The sequence below is a fragment of the Aeromonas sp. 2MA4 genome, assembly GCF_029237305.1.
Classification (GTDB): domain Bacteria; phylum Pseudomonadota; class Gammaproteobacteria; order Enterobacterales; family Aeromonadaceae; genus Aeromonas; species Aeromonas salmonicida.
Genome location: NZ_JAACFY010000011.1, coordinates 73,337 through 99,556, shown reverse-complemented (window position 1 = coordinate 99,556; position 26,220 = coordinate 73,337). Strand labels below are relative to the sequence as shown.

The 26,220-nt window shown below is 58.2% G+C and carries 19 protein-coding genes; 11 read left to right on the top strand and 8 right to left on the bottom strand.

Annotated elements, in window-relative coordinates:
* Positions 1 to 61 precede the first annotated feature (61 nt).
* A complete protein-coding gene (locus GWQ31_RS12810) occupies positions 62 to 3,061 on the top strand; it encodes a glycosyl hydrolase family 18 protein (RefSeq protein WP_275909533.1) in 3,000 nt (999 codons plus the stop codon).
* A 291-nt stretch (positions 3,062 to 3,352) separates the two neighbouring features.
* On the opposite strand, the gene GWQ31_RS12805 is transcribed toward GWQ31_RS12810, so the two are convergent.
* The 7 genes from GWQ31_RS12805 to GWQ31_RS12775 all read right to left on the bottom strand — a co-directional run bounded on the left by GWQ31_RS12805 (position 3,353) and on the right by GWQ31_RS12775 (position 11,108).
* Positions 3,353 to 4,588, bottom strand: coding sequence for a tetratricopeptide repeat protein (locus tag GWQ31_RS12805; protein ID WP_275909515.1), 1,236 nt, complete (start codon positions 4,586 to 4,588; stop codon positions 3,353 to 3,355).
* Between the two features lie 11 nt (positions 4,589 to 4,599).
* Entirely contained in the window at positions 4,600 to 5,235 is a 636-nt protein-coding gene (locus tag GWQ31_RS12800; RefSeq protein ID WP_021139803.1) for an energy transducer TonB, read from the bottom strand.
* 15 nt (positions 5,236 to 5,250) lie between these two features.
* Positions 5,251 to 5,658 (bottom strand): biopolymer transporter ExbD, encoded by a 408-nt coding sequence (locus GWQ31_RS12795; RefSeq protein ID WP_021139802.1) that lies wholly within the window; start codon positions 5,656 to 5,658, stop codon positions 5,251 to 5,253.
* Positions 5,659 to 5,720: 62 nt separating this feature from the next.
* Positions 5,721 to 6,248 (bottom strand): MotA/TolQ/ExbB proton channel family protein, encoded by a 528-nt coding sequence (locus tag GWQ31_RS12790; protein ID WP_021139801.1) that lies wholly within the window; start codon positions 6,246 to 6,248, stop codon positions 5,721 to 5,723.
* A gap of 10 nt (positions 6,249 to 6,258) precedes the next feature.
* A complete protein-coding gene (locus tag GWQ31_RS12785; protein ID WP_159167081.1) occupies positions 6,259 to 7,632 on the bottom strand; it encodes a MotA/TolQ/ExbB proton channel family protein in 1,374 nt (457 codons plus the stop codon).
* Positions 7,629 to 8,393, bottom strand: a complete 765-nt coding sequence (locus GWQ31_RS12780; RefSeq protein ID WP_275909514.1) for a DUF3450 domain-containing protein — start codon at positions 8,391 to 8,393, stop codon at positions 7,629 to 7,631. Before GWQ31_RS12780 ends, GWQ31_RS12785 begins: the two co-directional genes overlap by 4 nt.
* Before the next feature lie 108 nt (positions 8,394 to 8,501).
* Entirely contained in the window at positions 8,502 to 11,108 is a 2,607-nt protein-coding gene (locus GWQ31_RS12775; protein ID WP_275909513.1) for a TonB-dependent receptor, read from the bottom strand.
* A gap of 746 nt (positions 11,109 to 11,854) precedes the next feature.
* Here GWQ31_RS12775 and GWQ31_RS12770 point away from each other — a divergent pair.
* The 5 genes from GWQ31_RS12770 (at position 11,855) to GWQ31_RS12750 (ending at position 18,023) form a co-directional block, all read left to right on the top strand.
* A complete protein-coding gene (locus GWQ31_RS12770) occupies positions 11,855 to 12,880 on the top strand; it encodes an ABC transporter permease subunit (RefSeq protein ID WP_021139796.1) in 1,026 nt (341 codons plus the stop codon).
* A 106-nt stretch (positions 12,881 to 12,986) separates the two neighbouring features.
* A complete protein-coding gene (locus GWQ31_RS12765; RefSeq protein WP_275909512.1) occupies positions 12,987 to 14,030 on the top strand; it encodes an ABC transporter permease subunit in 1,044 nt (347 codons plus the stop codon).
* Positions 14,031 to 14,180: 150 nt separating this feature from the next.
* Positions 14,181 to 15,998 carry an extracellular solute-binding protein gene (locus GWQ31_RS12760; RefSeq protein WP_275909511.1) on the top strand — a complete coding sequence of 606 codons (1,818 nt, stop codon included), beginning with the start codon at positions 14,181 to 14,183 and terminating at the stop codon, positions 15,996 to 15,998.
* A 31-nt stretch (positions 15,999 to 16,029) separates the two neighbouring features.
* A complete protein-coding gene (locus tag GWQ31_RS12755) occupies positions 16,030 to 17,025 on the top strand; it encodes an ABC transporter ATP-binding protein (protein WP_275909510.1) in 996 nt (331 codons plus the stop codon).
* A complete protein-coding gene (locus GWQ31_RS12750; protein ID WP_275909509.1) occupies positions 17,022 to 18,023 on the top strand; it encodes a dipeptide ABC transporter ATP-binding protein in 1,002 nt (333 codons plus the stop codon). Before GWQ31_RS12755 ends, GWQ31_RS12750 begins: the two co-directional genes overlap by 4 nt.
* Positions 18,024 to 18,742: 719 nt before the next feature.
* Here the strand turns inward: GWQ31_RS12750 and GWQ31_RS12745 are convergent.
* Entirely contained in the window at positions 18,743 to 20,194 is a 1,452-nt protein-coding gene (locus GWQ31_RS12745) for an aminoacyl-histidine dipeptidase (RefSeq protein ID WP_275909508.1), read from the bottom strand.
* 930 nt (positions 20,195 to 21,124) lie between these two features.
* Here GWQ31_RS12745 and gpt point away from each other — a divergent pair.
* The 5 genes from gpt (at position 21,125) to GWQ31_RS12720 (ending at position 26,094) form a co-directional block, all read left to right on the top strand.
* Complete coding sequence (gene gpt, locus GWQ31_RS12740) at positions 21,125 to 21,592, top strand: xanthine phosphoribosyltransferase (RefSeq protein WP_005317860.1); 468 nt, start codon at positions 21,125 to 21,127, stop codon at positions 21,590 to 21,592.
* Positions 21,593 to 21,702: 110 nt separating this feature from the next.
* On the top strand, positions 21,703 to 22,971 hold the full coding sequence (frsA, locus tag GWQ31_RS12735; protein WP_265420860.1) for an esterase FrsA: 1,269 nt from the start codon (positions 21,703 to 21,705) through the stop codon (positions 22,969 to 22,971).
* Between the two features lie 60 nt (positions 22,972 to 23,031).
* Positions 23,032 to 23,424: a sigma factor-binding protein Crl gene (crl, locus tag GWQ31_RS12730; RefSeq protein ID WP_005317854.1), complete on the top strand. Its 393-nt coding sequence runs from the start codon at positions 23,032 to 23,034 to the stop codon at positions 23,422 to 23,424.
* Between the two features lie 215 nt (positions 23,425 to 23,639).
* On the top strand, positions 23,640 to 24,743 hold the full coding sequence (gene proB / locus GWQ31_RS12725; RefSeq protein ID WP_011898405.1) for a glutamate 5-kinase: 1,104 nt from the start codon (positions 23,640 to 23,642) through the stop codon (positions 24,741 to 24,743).
* 97 nt (positions 24,744 to 24,840) lie between these two features.
* Positions 24,841 to 26,094 carry a glutamate-5-semialdehyde dehydrogenase gene (locus GWQ31_RS12720; RefSeq protein ID WP_275909507.1) on the top strand — a complete coding sequence of 418 codons (1,254 nt, stop codon included), beginning with the start codon at positions 24,841 to 24,843 and terminating at the stop codon, positions 26,092 to 26,094.
* Positions 26,095 to 26,220 lie beyond the last annotated feature (126 nt).

The window sequence follows — 26,220 nt, the reverse complement described above, 5'->3', positions numbered from 1 at the left end:
GCCAAGACAAAACAAGGAAGATAACAATATGCAACAGACCTTAAGGCCCAGCAGACTTGCCATGCTGGTGGCCCTGGCTGCCATGCCCGCTTGGGTACAAGCCGCTTATCCCGCCTATCAGGCCGGCACCGCTTACAAGGCTGGCGATGTGGTCAGCAACGCAGGCGCTCTCTACGAATGCAAAGAATTTCCCTACTCCGGCTGGTGCGGGGCATCCCCCTATCACTATGCCCCCGGTGTGGGTGCAGTCTGGGCTGATGCCTGGAAGCTGTTCAACGACGGCGGCACGACTCCGGGCCTTGGGCTGGCAATCAGTTCGCCCGCTCTTGGTAGCGTTTTCAACGAAGGTGTACCCGTGGCCCTGGCGGTCACCCTGAGCGGCAACAGCAGCGCCCTGGTCAAGGTCGAGTATCTGATCGATGGTCAGCAGGTGGCGGTGAGCAGCGGGGCCCCCTGGTCGGCCAGCTGGGTCGCTACCGGTGTCGGCCCCCATCAACTCAAATCTCGTGGGCTGGACAAGGATGGCACTGTGCTGAGCGAGGCGGATGCCAGCTTCAGCGTCAACGCCGTGGTCGCGCCAGAGGCGCCCGGGGTGAGCATCAGCAGCCCGGTCAGCGGCGCCAAGGTAACCCTGGGGCGCAGCGTGGCGGTCAGTGGCAATGTCACCGATGCCAACAATGACGTGGCCAGGGTCGAGCTCTATGTGGATGGCAAGAAAGTCGGTGAAGACGTCAGCGCCCCCTGGCAGGTGAGCTGGACGCCCCAGAGCAAGGGGGCTGCCGCCCTCAAACTGGTGGCTACCGACAAGGAAAACCTGGTGGGCGAGTCTGCCCAGGTCGATGTGCAGGTGGAAGAGGCGGCGCTGCCGCCCACAGGTGGCAACCTCTCTTGTGACATTCGCCAGATCTATCGCCCGGACGGTTACGAGTGCATGGGGGATGACCACGCCCGCCGGGTGATCGGTTACTTCACCTCCTGGCGCACTGGCAAGAATGGCTTGCCCGCCTACCTGGTGAACGACATCCCTTGGGACAAGCTCACCCACATCAACTACGCCTTCGCGGCTGTGGACGAGCAGAGTCACCAGATCAAGGTGGATGATGCGGCCACCAAGCTGACCTGGGATGGTGTGCCGGGCGCCGAGATGGATCCCGAATTCGCCTATCAGGGCCACTTCAACCTGATCTCCAAGTACAAGAAGCAGTATCCGGACGTGAAGACCCTTATCTCGGTCGGAGGCTGGGCCGATACCCGCGGCTTCTACACCGCCACCACCAAGGGCGACTGCTCGGTCAATACCGCCGGCATCAACGCCTTTGCCGATTCGGCGGTGAGCTTCATCCGCCAGTACGGTTTCGATGGGGTGGATGTGGACTACGAGTACCCCACCTCCATGAAGGATGCAGGCAACCCCAACGACTTCCCGCTCTCCAACCAGTGCCGTGCCAAGCTGTTTGCCAACTACGAGGTGCTGATGAAGACACTGCGGGCGCGGCTCGACAATGCCGGTACCGAGGATGGACGCAAGTACATGCTGACCATTGCCTCACCGGCGTCAGCCTACCTGCTGCGCGGCATGGAGAACTTCCAGGTCACCCAGTATCTGGATTACGTCAACCTGATGACCTATGACTTCCACGGTGCCTGGAACCACTTTGTCGGTCACAACGCGGCCCTGTTCGACAACAATGCCGATCCCGAACTCTCCCACTGGGGCGTATACAATCAGGCCCAGTTTGGCGGTATCGGTTACCTCAACGCCGCCTGGTCTGCCCACTACTTCCGTGGTGCGCTGGCGGCCGGCAAGATCAACGTGGGTGTGCCCTATTACACCCGCGGCTGGCAGGGGGTGAGCGGTGGCAGTCACGGTCTGGGTGGCAAGGCTGCCCTGCCGAGCCAGAACGAGTGTCAGCCGGGCACCGGTGGCAGTACGATTCCGTGCGGCAATGGTGCGGTCGGCATCGACAACATCTGGCATGATCTGGACAAGAACGGCAAGGAGATCGGCGGTGGCGCCGTGCCCATGTGGCATGCCAAGAACCTGGAGCATGCGGCCAGCCTGGGCATCACCACGCTGCCGAGTTACGGCACGGCCTGGGGTCTGGACCCCAACAATCCGGCCCACGTGATGCAGGGCAAGTATGTGCGTTACTACGATGACAAGGCCCATGCGCCTTGGCTCTGGAACGAGGAGAAGAAGGTGTTCCTCTCCACCGAAGATGAAGAGTCCATGGGTCACAAGCTGGACTACATCATCAAGCGCGGGTTGGGTGGCGTCATGTTCTGGGAGATGGCGGGCGACTACGCCTTCGATCCGGCCAAGAACGAGTACGGCATGGGCAGCACTCTGACGACGCTTGCCTACGAGAAGTTTGCCAAGGCAACTCCGTACAACAACAAGCAGAATGATCTGGCCGCGCCGAGTGCCCAGCTCGACATCCAGGTCAGCCTCTCCGGCTTCAAGGAAGGAGACTCCAACTACCCGATCAACCCGAAACTCAAGCTGGTTAACAAGTCGACCCAGACCATTCCGGGCGGCGCTCGCATCGAGTTTCTGATGCCGACATCCACCTCTGATACCATCACGGATCAGAGCGGTATGGGGCTGAAAGTGGTCGAGAGCGGTGGCAACGACAACTCGGAGGGCATTGCCAACGAGAAGGACTTCCACAAGGTCGCCATGAACCTGCCGAGCTGGCAGACACTGGCGCCGGGCGCTGAAGTTGAAGTCGCCATGACCTACTACCTGCCCGCCGCCGGTGTGCCGAGCGGCATGCGTATCATCAGCGGCAGCCAGACCATAGGTCTCAAGGTCGAGTTCCCGACCCTGCCAGAGGCCGAGCTCGGCACTGGTGGTGGCGAGAACCCGGGCGGCACCAGCTGCAGCAGCCAGAACGTCAATCCGGCGGCCTACAAGGCCTACCCGACCTGGCCGCAAGGGGATCACGCAGGTGGTGGCGATCGCATCACCCATAACAAGGTGGTGTGGCAGGCGAATTGGTGGACCAGCAGCGAGCCCAAGGCGACCGATGGCAGTTGGAAGCAGGTATGCAGTTACTGATGGCGCAACGGAGGCGCTGCCGACACCCTCACAGTTGAGGTAATGCCCGTATCCATGAATGACCCAATCCGGAGCCCAGGCTCCGGATTTTTTATGACGGCAGATATAAAGAGGAGGTCGCAGATATAAAAAAGACCGCTCCGAAGAGCGGCCAATTGCCACCAAGGCAAGCGGTGGGGCGAACCCCTTGTGGTATGAAACGGGGGCGGGGAGGGCGCCCGCACCCGTTTCGCGTCATTGAGCCTTGACCTCGACCCTGGAGTGAATGGCCTGAGCCGGTGCGCTTGGCGCTTACTGCGTGACTGCCTCTCCCTCTTGCTCCTTGAGGAAGCTGATCCAGGGGGCAGCGCGACCGCTGACGTTGCCATTCTGTGCAGCCTGGGTGAAGGCACTCAGTGCCTCCTTCGGCTTTTTCTGCTCAAAATAGGCGACCCCGGTCAGGAACTTGAGATCCGCCCGCTGTTCGCCACTGGCATTGGCTGCCGGTTTGGCGGCCAGGGCCACCAGATCCTGATAGCGTTTGCTCTGGATCATCATGCGCGCCATCTTGAGCTGCAGTTCGGCACTGGGGGCCATCTGGTAGGATTTGGCCAGGGTATCGATGGCCGGATCCAGCTCCTTGGCCTGATGCCAGTAGTTGGCCAGTGTCTTGTAGTTGGCGGCACTGCTCTCTATGCTCCCCTCCTTTATCGCCTTCTCCATCACGCGTGCCGCGCGGTGGGGAATGCCGGCGAAGGCCAGGTAGTTGGCGAGGCGCTGCAATTCGGCCGACTCGGTCAGCATGCCGAGGTTGTAGGCCGATTCGAGCGCCGCCAGCGCCTTGGCATCGTTGCCCGCCTGCATGTGCATGGCGGAGAGCTGGGTCCAGTACTTCTTCTTCTCCGGGAACTTGTCCACCAGAGCGGTCAGCACCTCTGTGGCCGGCTTGTACTGTTTCAGCTCGTAGTGCGCCGCCATCTTGAGCAGATACCAGGACTCCGGCGCCTTGCCCGCCGACAGCTTGATGGCCTGATCCACCGCAGGTATGGCCTCTCGATACTGCTTGAGCTGCACATGGGCGTTGGCCAGGGTAATGTAGGCGTGCGGGGTCGGTTTCTCATCCTTGCCCAGACTCGCAAACCACTGGTTCATGGTGCTGATGGAACCCTTGAAGTTCCCCTCCGCCATATAGAGCTGTGCCAGGTTGTAGCGCACCTGCTGTGCCACGGGTTGTGGCAGGCCGCCGGTGGCGATGGCCTCGGCGAAGTACTTGGTCGCCTGACCGTATTTTTCCTGCTGTGCGGCCACGAAGCCGAGGGTCTGCAGTATCACCCCCTTGTCGTAGACGCGCTCGCCGGCACCTGACAGCGCCTCCTGCAGCTTGGCATTGGCCTCGCCGTATTTCTTCTCTGTGATCAACTCCTGCGCCTTGTTGACCGCGCGATAGGCGCGATCCGACAGGGCTGGTTGCTCGGCGGCCCAGCTGGCGGTGCTGAGCAGCACCGCCATGGCAACCGGGGCGAGGATCAGGGTCTGTAACTTTTTCATCGCCACCTTCCTTAGTTGGTCGCAAACTCGATTTCTTGCTGCATGCGACTGGCTTGCGGCTTGCCGTCCACCATGGCCGGCTTGAAGGTCCATTTGGTGATGGTCTTGCGCGCGGCCTTGCCGAGGTCATAGCTGCGCGGCTCTTCCTTCACGATGCGGATATTGCTGACGGTGCCGCGTTCGGTCACGGTGAACTCCACCAGAACCTTGCCGGAGGCGAGCCCGGCCAGCGCCGCCTTGCGGGGCATCATGGGTTCGAAGGTCGCCAGTGGAATGGCACCGTTGTTGCCACCCATACCGCCACCACCGCCGCCCGTGCTGTAGGCACCGAGGGCGTTGCCGCCCCCTATGTTGACCGGCAGGTCGAGTTTGGGCATGTCCATGGGCGAGCTTTCCATCTTGGGCCTGTCCGTACTGGCCACTTCCATCTCGGGAGGGGGGGGCGGGCGTTTCGGCGGCGGCGGCTTGGGCAGCTCCCGTTGTTTCTCTTGCAGTGTCTCCTGCGGCTTGAGGCGGATGAAGTCGACCATGCTGACGTCTTCTTTTTCCTGCAGCTCGCGCCTGTCCTGGTTGACCAGCTTGTTCATGCCCCAAAAGAGGCCGAACACCACCAGGAAGGCGGCGGCAAAGGATATCAGGTATCTCATAGGTGACCCCTGGCATCAGCCGTCTTTGTTGGCGGCAATGGAGATGTTCTGTACTCCCGCCATGCGGATCTGATCCATCACCTGCACCACGACACCGGAGCGGGATTCAACATCGGCTTGAATGACTACGGCGCCTTCCGGGTTTTCCGCTCTCAGTCGTTCTATGTTGGCGCGAACTGCACCCACTTCGACCATGCGTTTGTCGACCCAGACCTGACCGTTTTCACGGACTGCGACCATGATGTTGCCTTTTTTCACTGTCTCGGCGGTATTGGCGCTCGGGCGGTTGATCTCAACCCCGGCTTCCTTGACGAACGAGGTGGTGACGATGAAGAAGATCAGCATGATGAACACTATGTCCAGCATGGGGGTCATATCGATCGCCGCCTCGTCTGCGCTGCTTGCGCTGTGACGCTTTCTCATAGCAAAAACTCCTTGCTTGTATCGGGCGGGGAGAGACTCCCCGCCAGCTATCTGTCCCTGACTTATCCGTGTTTCAGACTGTCTTCCAGCTTGTCGACAGCGAGTCGGCCCTTGTGCTCAAGGCGACTGGCGAAGAACAGGCCCGACAGGGAGGCGACCATGCCTGCCATGGTCGGAATGGTTGCCTTGGAGATACCGGATGCCATCGCTCTGGGGGAGCCGGTGCCAGTGATGGCCAGGGTGTCAAACACCTGCACCATGCCGACCACGGTTCCCAGCAGCCCCATCAGGGGACAGAGTGCGATCAACACCTTGATGACCGGCATCCCCTTGTCCACGGCCAGCGCCACCCGGGAGACCAGCTCACGCCGGATCTGCTTGGCAGACCAGGAGAGATGATCCTGGCGTGCCTGCCAGGTTTGGTGTGTCCCTTTCGCCTGCTGCGGGTAGACAGTCAGAAAATAGATCCAACGTTCCAGCAGCAGGGCCCACATCAGCAGAGTGAGGAAGAAGATGGCAACCAGCACATCTCCTCCCATTCCCAGGAAGCGGCGAATGGACTCCGCTTCTTCTATCAACCAGAACCACATGGGAGACTCCTTACGCTGCGGCTTTGGAGGCGTGCAGGCTTTCCTGATAACGGGCGACGAAACCGGCGCTCTGCTCTTCCAGGATCTGGATCAGGCGGCGGCTCTGGGTCTGTACCAGGGTATAGAGGAACAGCATGGGCACGGCGACGACCAGACCTTGCATTGTGGTGACCAGCGCCTCTGAAATACCCCCCGCCATCAGCTTGGGATCGCCGGTACCGAACAGGGTGATGGCCTGGAAGGTGGCAATCATGCCGACCACTGTACCCAGCAGGCCCAGCAGCGGCGCCACCGAGGCGATCAGCTTGATGATGCCGACCCCTTTCTCGAGCTTGGGCACGTTGCGCAGTATGATTTCATCCAGTTTGGATTCCAGATCCTCTATGTTGTCACCGCGGTGGGTCTCATAGGCCGTCAGCATGTCAGCCAGCGGGTTGCCCTTGATCACCTTGTCGGACTTGAGCTGCTTGCGCATGGCGCCGCCGATCAGGGAGAGACGAGCACCGCAGAACAGGGCGAGCAGCACGCCGATGGCACCCAGCGCCAGGATCACATAGCCTACTGCGCCACCCTGATCGATACGCTCGCCCAGTGTCGGTGATTGCACCAGCAGAGAGAGGATCACACCCCGTGACGGGTCAATATAGATGGGTTTTAGGCCATCGCCGCCCTGTTCAAAGTCAGCGATCGGTGAGGTGATCTTGCTGTCAGGTTGACGGGAGAGCTGCTCGAACTTGCCGGTTTCCGGCACAAAGTTCAGGTACTTGCCTTCCAGAACTGTGTTGAACTCACCGATCTGGGTGACTGTCTTGTCTGCCTGGTTGCCTTCGCCATACACAACCGTTGCCGGTATATGGCTCACCTTGCCACCATCAACCATGCGGCTGAGGGTCGCGGTCCAGAAGGCTTCCAGCTCTTCGCTGGAGGGCAACTCCTTGCTCTCTGCCAATTTGGTCAGCAGTTCGGATTGCTCCGGATGCAGGATCCGCATGGGCGATGCATGGAAAATGCCCTTGAACTCACCGGCAAACTGGCGCACTACCCCGAACATCTCACCCATGTTGCCAGAACGCTGGCGCAGGGTGTCGGTCAGTTCGGTCAGCTGCTTGTCATTGGCATCGAAGGTGGCCTTGAGCTGCTCGCCCTTGGCGGTTTCGGCGGCGAGCTCGGCCTTGGCCTTGGCCAGCAACGCAGTCTGCTGGTTCTTGTCGGCCAGGAAGCGGGCTTCCCGTTCCTTGTTGAGCTGGGATTCGCTCAGGCTGGAGGCCTTGACCTGGTTCAGCAGGGCGTTAAGGTCCACCGGTTTCTCGGCGGCGGTCACCGGCAGGGTGAACAGGGTAGCTCCCGCAATCAGGGAGGCAATGGCGAGTTTGATTCCTTTCATGATGCTTTCTCCGCAGTTTGTACCGGCATCTTGATCAGTGCGGGCGGTGCCTGCTTCTTGGCGATACGCAAGCCCTGTTCGACTGCACTGCGATACTCTTGTGGCAAGGCTTCCCACTGGCGGGTCTGCTTGTTCCAGACCCCTGTTTCCATGCCGTCCGGGGACTGGTAGAGCAGGGCGATGCGGCCCACCCGCAGGAATTCGTAGGTTTTCTCGCTGCCATCCTTGTCCAGACTGGCCTTGTAGGCCTCTATGGTGCGGCTGAAGCCCTCCTCTATCTGGTAGGCCTCCAGGATCTTGCGGTACTTCTCGGAGATGGTGACATCGGCCCGGTTCATCAGGTCGGTCAGGGCCGCCACGCGGTCCTCCCGCTCGACCTTCTGGAACGGCAGATCCAGCGATACAAACTGCTCGAGGGAGTCGATCATCTTGAGCATCAAGGGCACCACTTCGGTGCTGGTCTGATCGATCTGGGCAATCTGGCGCTGCATCGAGGCCAGCTCGCTGGCCTGGGAATCGACCATCTTGCCCACTTGTTCGTTGTAAGCGCGCAGGCTGTCCGCCTGGCGCAGGGCTGCCTTGTACTGGGCCAGGGCAGACTCGGCAGATTCGGCGTAGGTGTCGATCTTCTGCTGGGAAACTTTGGATGCATTGTCGGTGGCGGCTTGAGCGTCCACTGCCTGACCGGCAGAGGCGGCACTCAGATTGAAGCTGGTCAGCAAGGCAGCGGATACCAGGCTGCCGAGGAGCGCTTTCTTCATTTTAATAGTCCTTGTCTTCATAGGATTACCCTATCTCCGTAACTTCCTTGGACGTTGGGCAAAGCCGGCCCGACCGGGCCGGCTTGGGTCTTATATCAACGGGGTTGATCAGAACTTCTGGGTGTAGTCGAGGTAGTAGATGCGACCATCGATGCTGTACACGTCTTCGTCATAGGTGAAACCATCGCTTTCCAGTGACGGGGCCGCGTTGAACATGTTCTTCACGCCGACCTGGATCTTGCCATCCCAGGGGGCTTCCACGCCGACGTTCAGGTTCCAGGTAGTCTGGGACGCAATGTGACCCACTTCAGCACCGGTATCGGCGATGTAGTCCTGGCTCTGGGAGTCGATGTAGCTGGCGCTCAGGTAGGTATCCATGTTCCACCACTGGGGCACATTGACACCGACACCCGTGTTGAAGCGCAGCTGTGGCTTGCCGTTTTGCCCGATCTTGTCGATGACAGGGCCACCGGCATACAGACCTTCCTTGTACTCCAGGATATAGGTACCACCGAAGTCATAACGCACCGTCGCCATGTTCAGGTCGTACTTGTAGTCCGCCTTGAAGTCCAGGCCGCTGGTGTTCAGCTCGCCCAGGTTGACCATGGGAGCCGTGCCCTGTTTGATTTTGCCCTGGCTGTTACGCACTATGTTGCTGGAACTGCCGTTGTTCAGCTCGTCATAGATGATGGACTGAAGAGAGTTCAGCTGGATGACATCGGTGATCTTGATGGTGTAGTAGTCCAGTGACAGATTCAGGTCATCCAGCGGGCTGTAGGCCACACCGAAGTTCCAGGTATCGGCCGTCTCTTCCTTCAACTTCTCGTTGGCAGTACGGATGGTAGTGTATTGCTGATTCGGGCATGCCGCAGCCGAAATGCCGTTCGCTGCGCAATAGACATAATCCTTGGCCCAGTCGGCAGACTCGGAGTCGGCAGAATAGAGATCTTTCAAGCTGGGAGCGCGGAACGAACGGGACCAGGAGGTGCGCAGCATCAGGTTGTCCAGCGGCTGGTAGCGCAGACTGGTTTTGGGCGAGAAGGCGCTGCCAAAGTCGCTGTACTTGTCGTAACGGCCGGCGACGTTGAGCTCAATCTCATCCGTGATGGGTACCAGTGACTCGATATAAGCAGCCGTTACATCACGAGAGCCACCGGACGAGTTGCCCGCTGAGCCTATGATGTTGCCAGCTTCGGACTGGGCATCGTACTTGTCGGCGTAGACCCAGTCGTTGTACTCGGCGCCTGCGTACCAGCTGACCGGTCCGGCCGGCAGTTCACCCATGTCCCACTGGACACCGGCATACCACTGGTAGAAGTCCATGGTGGCGCGGCGACTGGTGTCGGCGGCCATGGAGGCAGTGGTGGAGGCATCAAACTCGCCACCGACGAACTTGCCATCTTCGACCGCCTTCTGGGCGGCGGATTTCAGTACATAACCGGTGCCGTTCTCCTTGTTGTCGGTCTTGGAGTACATGTAACCGGCGTTCCACTGCATGTCACCGACGCTCTCGGTGGCTAGGGTGCCTTCAAAACCCAGGTTCATGCTGCCAGTGGTGTCTGTAACCAGATTGTCACGGGTTCCGACGTTGCTGAAGCGATAGTAGGCATAGGCCGCCTCGCCCAGGCCCTGAGTGGCTGCGGCATCCAGGCCGTTGTCGGTGAAAAACTTGGCGTTTTTCGGGTTGGCAGGATCTATGGTGAACACCCCTGCCGCGGGTGCAAAGCGACCGAAACTCTCGACCCGGGAGCCGATGATCTGGGGCACGAAGTCGACGTTGTCGTTGATATGATAACGACCATTCAAATAGAGGGTGTCACGGCTGCGGGAGGCCGTAGTGGCAGCAACCTGACCGTAGTTGAAGTTGCAACCGCCTTCAAAATTGGTGAAGGGCTCCTTGCAGGTGCCGTTTGCATTGGTTGCACCCGCCAGCGGACCATATTTCCAGATGGGGTCGCCATTGCCATCCAGGCCAGTGATCCCTTCCACGTTGCGGCCATAGGCGCTGGGAGAGTCGTTGCCCTGTTTGGCGAGATAGTCGCGATCTCGGCTGTAAATGACGTCTTTCTTGTCGTGCTCGTAGACTGCCATCAGTGAGCCTTTCTCGCTGGCGACACCGGCGACGATGGAGCCACTCTTCTCATCCCCCCCTTCTTCAGTCGGGCTGCCAATACGGCCCTGGAAGGTCAAGCCCTCATAGCCCTCTTTGAGCACCACGTTGATGACACCGCCGATGGCATCGGAGCCATAGATGGCTGAGCCGCCATCCAGGTTCACTTCCACCCGTTCAACCGCCGCCATGGGGATGGTATTGAGATTGATGGCTGTGCCACCCATGGTGGGAGAGCCCGCTACCCGCTTGCCATTCAACAGTACCAGGGTGCGCTCCGAGCCAAGGCCGCGCAGGCCTACGCTGGCCTGGGATTGGAAAGAGCTGCCGGAGGAGGGGGATACACCACCGAAGGAGTTGTAGGAGGCTTGTTTCAGGTAGTCAGCCACTGTCTGCTGACCAGATTGCTCAATCTGGGCCTTGCTGACGGAGACAACCGGGGTGGCACCTTCCACATCGACGCGGGAGATACGTGAACCGGTCACCTTGATTTTTTGCAGCTTTTCGACGTTTTGGCCTTCTTCGGCCAAGACAGGGGTGGTCATAACTGCCGCGCTCGCCAAGGCAAACGCTACGGCAGCAGAGAGTCTGCTTTTCCTAAGCATCGCTTATATCCTTCCTGGTTGTTTTTTGTTTGCTTCCATACCGCCCTCGTTGGAGCGATGCGTAAGGCTTATCAATCTTTGGCTGGTGACGTCAATGGAGCAGGGGAAAAGCAGAGCGCCAAGTGCAAGCTGAGTGCAATAAGAGGAGTGTGTTATTTTTGTGGCGTTTTCTCAGTGAATAATTCTATGAATAACATTCAAAGCAATGTGAAAATTTTGTTAAATGCCTTTTGTGTCGCCTAACTAAAAAGTGATGAACTTATTATTAATGCTGATGTCTCTTTGTATCTTGTTTTGTGAAAATGAGAAAAAAAAGGAGGAAACACTATTTTAGTGGCGATAGATACCATTGGTAGTTACCCGTAGAACAATATAGAGGTGTTGTGTTGATATCGTTTTCAGTTCGGTGGGTTGGAAGCTAAAGCCATTTAAATTCATGTGGTTGGCTTTTCTTTAATAGCAGTTAAACAACTGTTTATTGTTTTTAAAATTTAATTGATAGCCAGCGTTTTGTTTTGATTTTTCTTTTTAAAATAAAAAACGTCATTTTCTTGCGGCTTTTACACCAAGTGGCCATTTCCATCGGTTTTACCCTTTCTTGTACTTGATTTTTGTTGCAGAGCTTTTACAGTGACCGAGCGGATTGTCTGCCAATAAACAGACTATCCAGTGAGTAATGCCAGGAAGGACAGGCAGGTCATCGGAATTGACTAGCCACACAAGAACAACAAGGACGAGGTTTCACCATGCTGTCGTATTTCTTACGTCGGATGCTTTTGATCATCCCGACGTTTCTCGGTATCACCCTGCTCGTCTTCTCCATCACCCGTTTCGTGCCGGGCGGCCCGGTCGAACGCATGCTGTTGCAGGCTCAGGTCTCACAGAATGAGACCGGGCGATCCAGTGGCAGCAAGGGGGCTCAGGCGCTCTCCGATGAACAGATCGAGGAGTTGAAGGCATTTTACGGGCTGGACAAGCCCATGCTGGTCGCTTATTGGGAGTGGCTGCAGAAGCTGGCTGTGCTGGATCTGGGGGAGTCGACCCGCTACTACGAGCCAGTATGGGATCTGATAAAGGACAAGCTTCCCGTGACGGCCTTTTTCGGGTTGGCGACCTTTCTGCTCAGCTATGCGGTGTCAATACCGCTCGGGGTTGCCAAAGCCCTCAGGCATAACAGCCGCTTTGACTCTTTAAGCTCAATGCTCATCTACATGGCCTATGCGCTGCCTGCCTATGTGGTGGGGATCTTCCTCATCACAGTGTTCGCCTTCCATCTGGAGTGGCTGCCCATGGGCGGTTTTCCGGGGGACGACTTTGAATCCATGGAGAGCAGCTGGGATCAGGTCCGCACCGTCTTTGCCCATGCCCTGCTGCCGCTCATCGCCTACGCCATCGGGGATTTCGCCATCCTGACCATGACCATGAAAAACAGCCTGATGGAGAATCTGTCGGCGGATTATGTGCGTACCGCCGTGGCCAAGGGGTTGCCGTTTCGCAAGGCGGTCACCGACCACGCCATGCGCAACAGTCTGATCCCGATTGCCAGTCATCTTGGCAGCGTGCTGACTGTTTTCTTCGGCGGCTCCTTCCTCATCGAGACCATCTTCAACATCGACGGCATAGGCCTGCTTGGCTACGAGGCGATCGTCGAGCGTGATTACCCCACCGTCATGGGCATTCTGGCCATCACCTCCATGTTGATGCTGGTGGGCAATATCGTTTCCGATATCTGTGTCGCTTTTGTTGACCCCCGCGTGCGGTTTGGAGAGTGAACATGAACCAGAACTCTCTTGTCATGCCGATGCTGATATCACGCCATGTCGTTTCCGATATCTGTGTGGCCCTTGTTGACCCCCGCGTGCGGTTTGGAGAATAACCATGAATCTCAACCCGGTTACGCTGAAAAAACTCAAGCGCTTCAAGTCGATCAAGCGCGGTTTCTACTCGTTTGTCATCTTCACTGCCCTGGTGGTGCTCTCCCTGCTGGCGGAGCTGCTGGTCAACAGCCGGGCACTGATGGTGAGCTATCAGGGTCAGCTCCACTTTCCCACTTACGGTGATGTGATCCCGGGCCAGCAGTTCGGGCTAGATTACGAGTACGAGACCAATTACCGCCAGCTCAAGGCCAAGTTCGCAGCACAAGGCAAAGGCGACTGGGTACTGCTGCCGCTGGTGCCCTGGAACCCCTATGAGCAGGATTTCAAGGAGGATGCCTATCCCCCTTACGCTCCCAGTGTGGCGGAGCGCCACTTCCTTGGCACCGACACCAGCGGTCGCGATGTGCTGGCGCGGCTGGTGTACGGTTTTCGCATCGCCATCGGCTTTGCCTTTATCGCTCTGGCGGCCAGTTACGCCATAGGGGTGACCATAGGCTGCATGATGGGGTTCCTCGGCGGGCGCTTTGATCTCATCCTGCAACGCTTCATCGAGATCTGGTCCCAGGTGCCGTTTCTCTACGTCATCATGATCCTGGTGTCGCTGGCCAAGCCCAACTTCGGCCTCTTTGTCGGCATCAACGTGCTGTTCGGCTGGATGGGGATCACCTGGTACATGCGCACCCTCACCTACAAGGAGCGAGCGCGAGACTATGTAATGGCGGCGCGGGCCCAGGGAGCCACCACCAAACGCATCATCTTCAACCACATACTGCCCAATACCCTGATGATGATCGTCACCCTGGCGCCGTTTGCCGTGGTGGGCAACATTTCCACCCTGACGGCGCTGGATTATCTGGGCTTTGGCCTGGCGCCGCCGACCCCAAGCTGGGGTGAATTGCTCTCCCAGGGCATCAACAATCTGGATGCCATCTGGATTGTGAGCTCAGTGGTGGCGGCGGTAAGTCTGGTGCTGATCATGGTCTCCTTTATCGGTGAGGCGATCCGCGAAGCGTTCGACCCGCGCAAATTTACCCGTTATCAGTGACGAAGTCGGCGCCACATCGCGTTGGTATACGCTGGCTACGAACAGTCATTAATGAAGGGCGGGCTGCCACCACAGGCGGACCCGGGAGCAAGGGATAAACCCGTTATCAATCAAGACCCCCAGTGCAGGGGCTAGACTTGGAAGTCAAACATGAACAATAAAATCAAATGGATAGGTGCTCTTTTTCTACTGGTGAACGGATCCTGGGGTTGGGCCGCCAGTCTGCCCGCAGATCTCAAGTGGGAGACCAATGATACTGACCCGACATTCGCGTCTCCCAAGGCGCTGCCCGGTGGTGCCATCACCATGTTTGTCGACAGCTTTCCCCTGACGTTTCGCACCGTGGGGCCGGACTCCAATGGTTCGTTCCGCTCCTATATTCTGGATAACCAGCTGCGACTCATCAGTTTTCACCCCAATACCGGCAATCCCATACCATCGCTGGCGACTCATTGGGCCATAGCACCAGACAGCCAGACCGTCTATTTCAAGCTGGATCCGCGTGCCAAGTGGTCCGATGGCAAGCCGGTTACCGCCGATGACTACACCTTCGGCTACGAGATGATGCGCTCCAAACACATCAAAGGGCCTTGGTTCAACAACTACTACACCACGGAAGTGGTGGCGGTAGACAAAATTGATGCCCACACCATTCTGGTCAAGGCGGGCAGCCGCAAGGCCAAGCTGGACCTGCTCAACACCACTGAGCTGTGGCCTCAGCCCAAGCATTACTACAAGCTCACGCCCAACTGGGTGAAACAGTACAACTGGGCCGTGGTCCCGACCACGGGTCCCTATGTGATGAGCGAGGTCAAGAAGGGCAAGTCCATCACCTTCAGCAAGCAGCAAGACTGGTGGGCCAAAGACGATCGTTTCAACCAGCACAGATTCAATATCGACACCATCAAGGTGCAGGTGATCCGGGATCACAACATAGCGTTTCGCCACTTTCTGAAGGGGGAGCTCGATACCTTCGAGATGATCCTGCCCAACTGGTGGCATGAAAAAGCGGTCACCCCAGAGTACAAAAAGGGGTACGTGCAAAAGGTGATGGCCATGACCGATACCAAGCAGGGGGGGCAGGGGGTACACCTGAATGTCAGTAACCCCAAACTGTCGGACGTGAATGTGCGCCTTGGCATTCAGCATGCCATGAACCTCGACAAGATGATCGAGACGGTACTGCGTGGCGATTATGACAGGGCGACCACTTTCGGCTCGGGTTTCGGTGACTTTACCGACATGTCACTGCCAAGCCGGGCTTATGATATCACCAAGGCACGGGAGTACTTCGCCAAGGGCGGCTATGGCCAGCAGGGGCCGGACGGCATCTTGCAAAACGACAAGGGCGAGCGGCTGACCCTGGCGCTCACCTATACCACCCAGGAGCATTCCAAGCGACTGACTGTGCTCAAAGAGGAAGCCAAGAAGGCGGGCCTGGATCTGGAGCTCAATCTGGTGGATGGCGCCACCGGCTTCAAGGTGATGCTGGAGAAGAAACACGAGGCAGCCTGGCTCGGTTGGGGCGGCGGTGGTCTCTATCCCCAGTATTGGGAATCCTTCCATTCGGCCAACGCCAACAAGCCCCAGACCAACAACTTGTTCAACGTGGCTGACAAGGAGCTCGACACTCTGATCGACGCTTACAACATAGAGTTCGACATGGCCAAGCGGGCCGGGATTTCCCGTCAGATCCAGCAGCGCATCTATGATCTCGCCATTTTCGTGCCCGGGGTGCAGCTCAACTATGTGCGGGCCAGCAGCTGGCGCCATGTGATGCTGCCCGAGGTGCCTGCCACCAGAAATACCCCGGATCTGCTCTACTGGCCCATGGATGGCTACCCCCACAGCAGCGGCGGCCTGCTCTGGCTCGATCCCAAGGTGAAGGAAGAGACCCTGAAAGCCAAGGAGGCAGGAGAGGCGCTGGCGCCCATCAACCTGCTCGACAAGACCTATGCACGTCATTGATATTCAGACCATTGCGAAGGGAGCTGCAGTTATGCCCAACACCCAAGCCTCGATTCTTGAGGTAAGCGATCTCGAGGTGGAGTTCGCCGTCGACGACGGCAAGATAAAAGTACTCGACGGGGTCAGCTTCAAGGTGGCCCCAGGTCAGACTCTGGGGATTGTCGGCGAGTCCGGCTGTGGCAAGAGTGTCACCTCCCTCGCCATCATGGGGCTGCTGCCCAAACCCCATGGCCAGGTAGTAGCCGGTTCCATCCGCTTTCAGGGGGAGGAGCTGCTCACTCTGGCACCGGATCAGATGTACAAGGTGCGCGGCAACCGCATCTCGATGATCTTTCAGGAGCCGATGACGGCGCTGAACCCTGTGCAGACGGTCGGTGATCAGCTGATGGAAGTGTTTCGCCTCCACAGGCCTGAGTACAGCAAGGTCCAGCGCAAGGAAGCGGCTATCGCCATGCTGCAAAAGGTGGGCATACCTGAGCCAACCCAGCGCTTTGCCGTCTACCCCCACAATCTGTCGGGTGGTATGCGTCAGCGGGTGATGATTGCCATGGCGCTCTCTTGCGAGCCGGACCTGCTCATCTGTGACGAGCCAACCACGGCGCTGGATGTGACCATCCAGGCCCAGATCCTGGAGCTGATGAAAGAGCTGCAGGCCCAGACGGGCATGGCCATCATTTTCATCACTCACGACCTTGGTGTGGTGGCGGAGCTGTGCGACGAGGTGGTGGTGATGTACGCCGGCCGGGCGGTGGAGCAGGCCGATGTCTTTGAGCTGTTTGACAGTCCGCGCCATCCCTATACTCATGGTCTGATGAGCTCAATCCCTCGGCTGGAAGATGTGCCCAAGAGCCTGCTAAAGACCATCAAGGGTCAGGTGCCCGCCCTGCACGAGATGCCGGCCGGGTGTCGTTTTTCCAATCGCTGCCCACACGCCACCGAGCTCTGTGTGATCGCCATTCCGGCGACCGAACAGCTCAATCCCCGCCATGGGGTTGCCTGTCACCATTGGAAGGAGCTGGCCGTATGAACACGCTTTTATCCGTGCGGGATTTGAAACAGCATTTTCGGCTGGGCGGTGGCTTTTTGCGCAAGCACTACACCGTTTATGCGGTGGATGGCATCAGTTTCGATCTGAAACAGGGGGAGACGCTTGGGCTGGTAGGGGAGTCAGGTTGTGGCAAGTCCACCCTGGGTCGTTCCCTGCTCAAGCTGTTCGAGCCGACTGCCGGCACCATCAGTTTCGAGGGACGGGATATCACCCAGCTCTCGCCCAGAGAGATGCGTTCCCTGCGCCAGGAGATGCAGATGGTGTTTCAGGATCCTGCAGAATCCCTCAATAGCCGCCATACGGTGGGCCAGATCCTGGAAGAGCCCTTCATCATCCACGGCAAGGGCGACAGCCAGCAGCGGCGAGAATGGGTATTGGCGCTGCTGGACAAGGTCGGTTTGCCGAAAAGTGCGGTGGATCGCTACCCGCACGAGTTCTCCGGCGGCCAGCGTCAGCGCATCGGCATCGCCCGCGCCATCGCCCTCAAGCCCAAGCTGCTGGTGTGCGACGAGGCCGTATCGGCCCTTGATGTGTCGGTGCAGTCCCAAATCGTCAATCTGTTGCTCAACCTGCAGCGGGAGATGAACCTCGCCATCATCTTCATCGCCCACGACCTGTCGGTGGTGAAACACATCTCGGATCGCATTGCCGTCATGTATTTAGGAAGGATTGTCGAGCTGGCGGATGCGCAAACCCTCTACCTGTCCCCTCACCATCCCTATACCCAGGCGCTGATCTCGGCCATTCCGGTACCGGATCCGCGACGTCGCAACCAGCGCATCCTGCTGACCGGCGATGTACCTTCTCCCATATCGCCGCCCAGCGGTTGCCACTTTCATCAACGCTGCCCCCATGCCACGGATCTGTGCCGCAATACGGCACCGAGCCTGCAGATTTGTGATGGGGATGCCCATGAGGTAGCTTGCCACACCCCCTTGCCGGTGGCTGAGGCGGTGCCGTTGGGAAAGGCGGTGTGATGTCGCTGCCGGCGTCACAGCTGGAAGGCAGGGAAGAGAAGCAATAAAAAAATGGGGCCTGTGGGCCCCATCTTCATGGTTGGAGTTCAGGTTTGGCCGTGGAACATCTGGCCAGGGCAGGACAGCGGCCCCGACAGGGGGTGGCTGTTGTACGGATTATAATGTGTGTAATTTTACTACTTTTAATGTACTTCCCTGATGCATCAGGCACCGTAACGGAAGTAGTACTCACGGGTTGACGGGGCGTAGGTGTCTTTCTCTACGGCGCCTTTTTTGCTGGTTGCACCCTTAAGGTGGAACAATACTGCCAGGTTCTCAAACATATATTCACCTCATCGCTCTGTTATCTAATTGTTTTTTTGTGACCTGAGTCACAATTCGATCCTATGGCCTTATGTGATATGGATCAACTTTTTGAGTGGTAAAGTTACATAAATCATGGAAAAGGTTTTCAAACCCAGTTCTGTTCATGGAGACGGTTTCAGAGACATGCATCGCCGGATGGCGGTATTGGGATGCTCAAGCAGATGAAGGGTGGGTGGATCAAAGAAGGGGGGGGGGAGATGTTCCGATCCAGCTCCTCGGGAGTGTGCTGGCACGGCAGGTGACGGTTGCAAAAAAATACCCCGCACTGGGCGGGGTATAACTCATAGGGGGCAGCGGGCTCAACCTATTCTGCGAAAGATCAGAGGCCGACTCCCGCTGATGAGCTTGCAGGTTTACTTGGCCGGGATCTGTTCCAGCACATGGACCAGCAGCTGCCAGAAGCGCTCGACAGCCGGGATATGTACCTTCTCGTCCGGTGAGTGGGCGCCACGAATGGTCGGACCGAAGGAGACCATGTCCCAGTCCGGGTAGGCGCTCTTGAACAGGCCGCACTCCAGGCCAGCGTGGATCACCATGACGTTGGGCATCTCGCCGAACAGGGTCTGGTAGCTGTTGCGTACTAGTGCCATGACGGGGGAGTCCACATCCGGCGCCCAGCCAGGATAAGCACCGGTAAATTCGCAGCTGGCACCGGCCAGATTGAACAGGGAGCGAGTCATCTGCTCGACGCTCTCGCGACCGGAGTCGATGAGGGAGCGGATCAGGCACTGCACATAGATCTCACCTTCGAGCGTCTTGATGACGCCCAGGTTGGTGGAGGTCTCGGTGACGCCCGGGATGGCATCGCTCATGCGGATAACGCCGTTCGGGCAGGCCATCAGGGCGTCCAGCAGACGGGCCTGCAGGGTCTCGCTCATCAGTCTGGCCGGCTTGTCTTGAGCCGTGAGCAGCACTGTCAGGTTGGCTTCGGTGGCGGTCAGTTCGCTCTGGTAGATACCGGCGTAGCGATCGACCAGGGCCTTGAATTCATTGACGTGAGCAGTGGGCACCAGCAGCTTGGCACGGGCTTCACGCGGAATGGCGTTGCGCAGGGTGCCGCCATGGATCTCGGCCAGACGCACGCCCAGTGGCTCGGCAGCCTTGAGCAGGCGTACCAGCAGCTTGTTGGCGTTGCCACGACCGCGGTGGATGTCAACGCCGGAATGACCGCCACGCAGCCCCTTCACCTGCAATTCAAACCCTTCACCTTCGGTAGTGGCTACCAGCTCCAGCGGGAAGCGAATATTGGCATCCACGCCACCGGCGCAACCCATGTAGACCTCACCATCCTCTTCCGAGTCGGTGTTGAGCAGAATTTCGCCTTCCAGCCAGCCCGCTTCCAGTCCGAATGCGCCCGTCATGCCGGTCTCTTCGTCCGTGGTCAGCAGCACTTCCAGCGGGCCATGCTTGAGGCCCTTGTCGGCCAGTACGGCCAAGCAGCCGGCCATGCCCATGCCGTTGTCGGCACCGAGGGTGGTACCGCGGGCCGTCACCCAGTCACCGTCTATATAGGCATCGATGGGATCTTGGGTGAAATCATGCCGGGTGTCGGCGTTGGCCTGGGGCACCATGTCGATATGGGCTTGCAGCACCACACCCTTGCGGTTCTCCATCCCGGGGGTGGCCGGCTTTTTGATGATGATGTTGCCCACAGCATCTTGCTTGACTGCCAGACCTTCCTCTTGGGCCCACTGCATTATCCAGGCGCTTAAGCGGGCTTCGTGCTTGGAAGGGTGGGGAATGGAGCAGATCTGCTCGAAGAAATGCCAAATCAGTTTGGGAGAGAGAGAACTAAGCTGTGCCACGTCGGGACTCCTTACCAGCAAGGAAAATGATTGGGCCCCATCAACGGGCCGGGGAAGAGGATAACGATAATACAGTCAATCACACAAAAATGTGAGCGAACAGCGCAAATTGCGGGCGACTTGTGCTGACAATCTGGCGCTTCACAGCGTGCAGCCGATGTGTGAGTGACCAGACCCAGCACAAAAGAAATTATGTGACGCACATCACAAAAACATTGTGTTTATGGCGCCGGCTGGTAAATTAGTGACCGTGGTTCGCCACCCGTCAGGATGACGAGGAGTGCCTCCAGGGAACCGAAGCAAAGCAAGTGCGCCTCCATGGAACCGAGTATCTGTTCAAGGATTTGAGCCCGCATTAAAGGTACGTAACTTGTTAAGCAATCAGGAGTTTTACTATGTCCGGCAGCAATTCAACCTATTGGTTTGCCCAATCACTTTATACCCAGGGTTATAGCTACCCGAATCCCTTCGCTTACCGCTAAGCCAGGGGTGCCCCACAGGGGCAACACGCAAGATGCAGCAGCAGGTGAGCGAGGAATCTATCCTCCCCCTGCTATTTTTTTATCTGCAATTGGCGCCAGCGTCTGGTTATGCAGCGCGTGTGGCAAGCCAAAGACGGATAGCGCGAGCGGGATGATGCAGTTTTTTCCTGCATTTCGCATACGTTTGCCAGTCAATTTATCCGCAAACGGTGCTATCATCCCGGCCCAACAGCCTGTCTGGGGTCTTTCCTCCAAACGACATGGCCGCCAGCTATGCCCATCCCGCTTTCATTGAATCCGTTTTTGCTGCCGAGGTTCCAGCCCTGAGGCAGCCAACGTGCAAGCCGAATTCGGGAGACAGAGGCGCCAGCATTGACTCAGCCGCGCGTGAACGCGAGGCGATTATTTTTTAAGTAATTGTTTTATATAACTCTTCGAGATCGATAACATGCCAAAAAAATTCTACGTCTCATGGGATAACCTGCAACGTGAAGCGCGCCGTCTGGCCCGTCGTCAACTGCCTGTCAGCCAGTGGAAAGGGATCATAGCGGTTAGCCGTGGTGGTCTGGTGCCCGCCGCGCTGATGGCTCGCGAACTTGGCATCCGTAATGTCGAAACCCTGTGCATCTCCAGCTATGACCACAACAACCAGCGTGATCTGGTGGTGGTGAAGGCTGCCACCACCGCAGGTGATGGTGAAGGCTGGTTGGTGGTGGACGATCTGGTGGATACCGGCGGCACAGCCAAGGCAATCCGCGATCTCTATCCCAAAGCCAAGTTCATCACCATCTTCGCCAAACCGATGGGTGAGCCGCTGGTGGATGATTTCGAGGTCGCCATTCCGCAAGACACCTGGATTGAGCAGCCATGGGATATGGCGCTGGAATTCGCCCATCCAATCTGCGACGAAGAGTAATCACCATACAGGGCTCCCATCCGGAGCCCTGTTTTTTTGTGGTGTAACTGGCTGCCTGGCGTGAAAAGTGGTTAAGATGGGACCACTGCCTGACAGTATGAGTAATTGCTTTGGACTTGAATGATGACCTTAATCTGACCGAAAAGCTTTTCACCCGGGTAAAGAAGGTGCTGGAGACGTCTGAAATCTCCAACAGCAGCCCGGTGGAAGAGCAAGATGCCAATCTGGACGAGACCTTTATCGACGGCTCCATGTCGTCACACTGGTATCGTCTGCTGCGCCGACCCACCTGGGCCTGGCAGGGGGCGGATCCGGTCGAAGTGGAACAGACCCTGGCCTGCATCGCCATGGGAAAGGGTGAGCGCACCCACGAGCGTTACCTGGATACCATCAAGGGATATGTGCCCGGAAACTGGATCTACGAGTGGAGTCTGCTGGCTGGCAGTTACTTCAAGCAGGGGCGGGCACTCGCGGAGCAAGGTGACTCGGCGACAGCCCTCAAAGATCTGCTCAAGGCGGTACGTTACTACTCCATCGCCAGCTATCCCCATCTCAAGAATGACGAGCTGGCCGATCAGGCTCAGCTGCTCTGCAACATGGCTTACCGCGAGGCGGGACGTCTGTTCAAGGTCCCCCTCAAAGAGATACAGGTGCCATTTCGTGGCAAGAGCATTCAGGGCTATCTGCATCTGCCGACCATCGACAAACCCGTGCCTCTGGTCATCGTCAGCGGTGGCATAGACTCCTTGCAGGTCGATTTCCTCAGCCTTTACCTCAAGTATCTGGAACCCAACGGCATCGGCATGTTGTCGCTGGATATGCCGGGCATCGGCTATGCCGAACACTGGCCGCTGGTGCAGGACACCAGTCGCCTGCATCAGGCAGTGTTGAACCATCTTTCCGAGGTTGCCTGGGTCGATCATCAGCGCATCGCCATGGTGGGCTTTCGTCTGGCGGGCAATGTGGCGGCACGGTTGGCCTTCATCGAACCTTTCAAACTCAGAACCGTCGTCTGCATCGGTGCCGGCGTCAATCAGGTGTTCACCAATCAGGAGATGTTTGCCCGCTGCCCGCGCATGATGCGCGACGGACTGGCGAACCGCCTTGGGGCCGATGCGGCTCAGTGGGAGTTGCTGCGCACCAAGTGCCAGGTATTTTCACTCAAGACGCAAGGATTACTGGGGACTCGCACTTCCGTGCCGATATTAAGTATCGGACACAAGAAGGATTTTATTTGCCCCGAGCAAGATGTACGGGCGTTGGCAGCCGCCAGCCACAATGGCAAGGCGGTGGTGTTCGACAAACAACCCTTGCTGGAGGTGTACGACGAGGCGTTGAAAGAGATGATCGACTGGCTTAAAAAACACCTATGCACATGATTTAGCGCTAAAAACATAACGTCACCCAGGTGATGTGGCTTGTTCAACAGGGAGGTTAACATGTCAGAAAGAGTGACCTACAAGCGACTGCTGAGGCAGTTTGCCGCGATCGGCCCCTATTTACGTGAGGACCTGTGTGAAGAGGGCCGTTACCGTTTCGACTGTCTTTCCGTCTGTGTCAGTGCCAAGCCGGCACCGGACAAGCGGGAGTTCTGGGGCTGGTGGCTGGTGCTGGAACAGCAGGATCGCAGCTTCAGTTATCACTATCAGGTCGGTTTCTACAATGCAGAAGGGGAGTGGATCAACAAACCGCTGCCCAAGAAGCACCAGGCAGAAGTCGAGCGAACCCTCAACCGCTTCTACAAGCTCATCAGTGACAAGCTCACCTTGCTGGAGTGCCAGCTGGCCCCTGCCGAGCAGGTGACCAACGAGCTGGCGGTCACCGCCGCCTGATGATCTTGTGCCCTGCGAGTTGTCCATTCACTCGCAGGGCCATCTTTTCCGCACTGCTTTCCTCCACTCACACACTCTCTCTTTAGTCCCTGTTGCAAGGCAACCATGTCTGGCCCCTTCCTTTATCCGAGTACAGCTCGCGGGCTTAATTGCCTTGCAGGGCAACAGGGCCGTGGGTATAAAGGGATTCCTAATTTTTCAGCCTTCTTGCTCCCATGGAAAACAGAACCATAGTCGTCAAACTGGGCACCAGCGTGCTCACAGGGGGATCCTCCCAGCTTAACCGTGCCCACATGGTGGAGCTGGTCAGACAGTGTGCCGCCTTGCATCGTCACGGCCATAGAGTCGTGGTGGTCACCTCGGGGGCCATTGCTGCCGGGCGTGAACATCTGGGCCACCCTCCGCTGGCGCCGACTCTGCCCAACAAACAGATGCTGGCGGCGGTAGGCCAGACCCAGCTCATCCGGGTATGGCAGGACTTGTTCAATCTCTATGGGCTGCATATCGGTCAGATGTTGCTGACCCGCGCCGATCTGGAGGACAGGGAGCGTTACCTCAACGCTCGCGATACGCTGCGTACCCTGCTCGATCATCGCATCATTCCCGTCATCAACGAGAACGACGCCGTGGCAACCGCCGAGATCAAGGTGGGAGACAACGACAACCTCTCGGCTCGTGCCGCCATCCTGGCTGATGCCGATCTGCTGATCCTGCTGACCGATCAGACGGGTTTGTTCACCGCCGATCCGCGCAGCAACCCTGATGCACAATTGATAGAAGAGGTGCAGACCATAGACGACACGCTGCGCAAGTTGGCGGGGGGCAGTGTCGGCGGGCTCGGCACTGGCGGCATGGCGACCAAGCTGCAGGCGGCCGACGTGGCGCGCCGTGCCGGGGTCAAGGTGGTGATCGCTACCGGCCAGATGCCTGAGGTGATCGGTCGTCTCGCCAGAGGTGAGCGTATCGGTACCCTGTTCCCGGCGCTCGCTTCCCCGCTGGAAGGACGCAAGAGCTGGATTTTGGCCGGTCCGCCCCCGCACGGTGAAGTCCAGGTCGATCAAGGCGCTGTTGCCGCCATGCAGGACAAAGGCTCCAGCCTGCTGCCCAAGGGCATAGTCTCCGTGAAGGGCGACTTCGTCCGGGGCGACGTGGTGCGCATTCTCGATCCCAAAGGCGTCGAGCTGGCGCGGGGCATCTGTCGCTATGATCACGTCGAGCTCAACAAGCTGCGCGGCGTGCATTCGGACAGCATCGAGCAGGTATTGGGTTACGGCTATGGGGCCGTGGCCATTCACAGAGATGATATGGTACTGCTCTAAGGCCGTTCGATAGAACGGGATAAATGGTCCATTCGCAGAGACGATATGGTACTGCTCCAGGGTGGTACCCAGAGTCGAGAGACAAAGGGATTAGGTTATGAGTCTGGAAAAAATGGGGCAGGCGGCCCGTGAAGCCGCCTATCAGCTGGCGACCATCAGTACGGCGCAGAAAAACCGTGCGCTGGCTGCCATTGCCGACGAGCTGGAAGCACGCAGCAGCCAGATCCTGGCTGCCAACGACAAGGATATTGCGGCAGGCCGTGAGGCAGGCCTCTCCGAAGCCATGCTGGATCGCTTGCTGCTCAACCCGGCACGCCTTGCCGGGATAGTGGCCGATGTGCGCAAGGTGATCACCCTGGATGATCCGGTCGGTGCCGAGATAGATTGCCGGGTGCTGGAAAACGGCCTGCGCCTCTCCCGCCGTCGGGTTCCCATCGGCGTCATCGGCGTCATTTACGAGGCGCGCCCCAATGTGACCATAGATATCGCCAGTCTCTGCCTCAAGACAGGCAATGCCAGCATACTGCGTGGCGGTCGCGAGACCTTCCACTCCAATCTGGAACTGGTGCGGGTGATCCAGGCCGCACTGGCTGCTTCCGGCTTGCCTGCCGAAGCGGTACAGTACATCGACAATCCGGATCGGGCGCTGGTGGGCGAGCTGCTGCGTCTCGATCGCTATGTGGACATGATCATCCCCCGTGGCGGCGCCGGGTTGCACAAGATGTGCAAGGAGAGCAGCTCCATCCCCGTCATCATCGGTGGTTTTGGCATCAGCCATGTCTTCGTGGACGAGAGTGCCGATCCGGTGCGCTCATTGGCGGTCATCGAAAATGCCAAGGTGCAGCGCCCCTCGGCCTGCAATGCCCTCGATACCCTGCTGGTGCATGAGAAAATTGCGGCGAGCTTCTTGCCGCAGCTGGTCCGCCTGATGAACGAGCGCCAGGTGACCCTGGTGGCCGCTCCCAACGCCATGTCACTGCTGGCTGGTGCCGACAACCTGTGCGAAGCAGGCCCGGAAGACTTCGATACCGAGTGGCTGGGGTTGACCCTGGGGATCAAGCTGGTGGCGGACGTGAACGAGGCGCTGGCCCACATGCGCGAGCACAATGCCGGTCACTCCGATGCCATCCTCACCAATGATCTCGCCAATGCGGAGCGTTTCGTGAACGGCGCCGGTTCGGCTGCTGTCTACGTCAATGCCTCCACCCGTTTCACCGACGGTGGCCAGTTTGGCCTGGGTGCCGAGGTGGCGGTGTCGACCCAGATGCTGCATGCCCGCGGCCCCATGGGGTTGACCGAGCTGACCAGCTACAAATGGGTAGGATTGGCGGACTATCTGATCCGCGCCTGATAGCACAGCCAGAACGCACTGCATGATGCCGACCATGGTCGGCATTTTTGTGCTTTTTTCTTGCGCCCCATCAGGGGCTTGCATATAACTATCCAGCAGGCTGTGGCGATATTTTGCACACTGCGC

Coding starts and splice junctions, on each gene's coding strand:
- GWQ31_RS12810 (WP_275909533.1), top strand. CDS start 62: ATGCTGGTGGCCCTGGCTGCCATGCCCGCTTGGGTACAAGCCGCTTAT.
- GWQ31_RS12805 (WP_275909515.1), bottom strand. CDS start 4,588: ATGAAAAAGTTACAGACCCTGATCCTCGCCCCGGTTGCCATGGCGGTG.
- GWQ31_RS12800 (WP_021139803.1), bottom strand. CDS start 5,235: ATGAGATACCTGATATCCTTTGCCGCCGCCTTCCTGGTGGTGTTCGGC.
- GWQ31_RS12795 (WP_021139802.1), bottom strand. CDS start 5,658: ATGAGAAAGCGTCACAGCGCAAGCAGCGCAGACGAGGCGGCGATCGAT.
- GWQ31_RS12790 (WP_021139801.1), bottom strand. CDS start 6,248: ATGTGGTTCTGGTTGATAGAAGAAGCGGAGTCCATTCGCCGCTTCCTG.
- GWQ31_RS12785 (WP_159167081.1), bottom strand. CDS start 7,632: ATGAAAGGAATCAAACTCGCCATTGCCTCCCTGATTGCGGGAGCTACC.
- GWQ31_RS12780 (WP_275909514.1), bottom strand. CDS start 8,393: ATGAAGAAAGCGCTCCTCGGCAGCCTGGTATCCGCTGCCTTGCTGACC.
- GWQ31_RS12775 (WP_275909513.1), bottom strand. CDS start 11,108: ATGCTTAGGAAAAGCAGACTCTCTGCTGCCGTAGCGTTTGCCTTGGCG.
- GWQ31_RS12770 (WP_021139796.1), top strand. CDS start 11,855: ATGCTGTCGTATTTCTTACGTCGGATGCTTTTGATCATCCCGACGTTT.
- GWQ31_RS12765 (WP_275909512.1), top strand. CDS start 12,987: ATGAATCTCAACCCGGTTACGCTGAAAAAACTCAAGCGCTTCAAGTCG.
- GWQ31_RS12760 (WP_275909511.1), top strand. CDS start 14,181: ATGAACAATAAAATCAAATGGATAGGTGCTCTTTTTCTACTGGTGAAC.
- GWQ31_RS12755 (WP_275909510.1), top strand. CDS start 16,030: ATGCCCAACACCCAAGCCTCGATTCTTGAGGTAAGCGATCTCGAGGTG.
- GWQ31_RS12750 (WP_275909509.1), top strand. CDS start 17,022: ATGAACACGCTTTTATCCGTGCGGGATTTGAAACAGCATTTTCGGCTG.
- gpt (WP_005317860.1), top strand. CDS start 21,125: ATGCCAAAAAAATTCTACGTCTCATGGGATAACCTGCAACGTGAAGCG.
- crl (WP_005317854.1), top strand. CDS start 23,032: ATGTCAGAAAGAGTGACCTACAAGCGACTGCTGAGGCAGTTTGCCGCG.
- proB (WP_011898405.1), top strand. CDS start 23,640: ATGGAAAACAGAACCATAGTCGTCAAACTGGGCACCAGCGTGCTCACA.
- GWQ31_RS12720 (WP_275909507.1), top strand. CDS start 24,841: ATGAGTCTGGAAAAAATGGGGCAGGCGGCCCGTGAAGCCGCCTATCAG.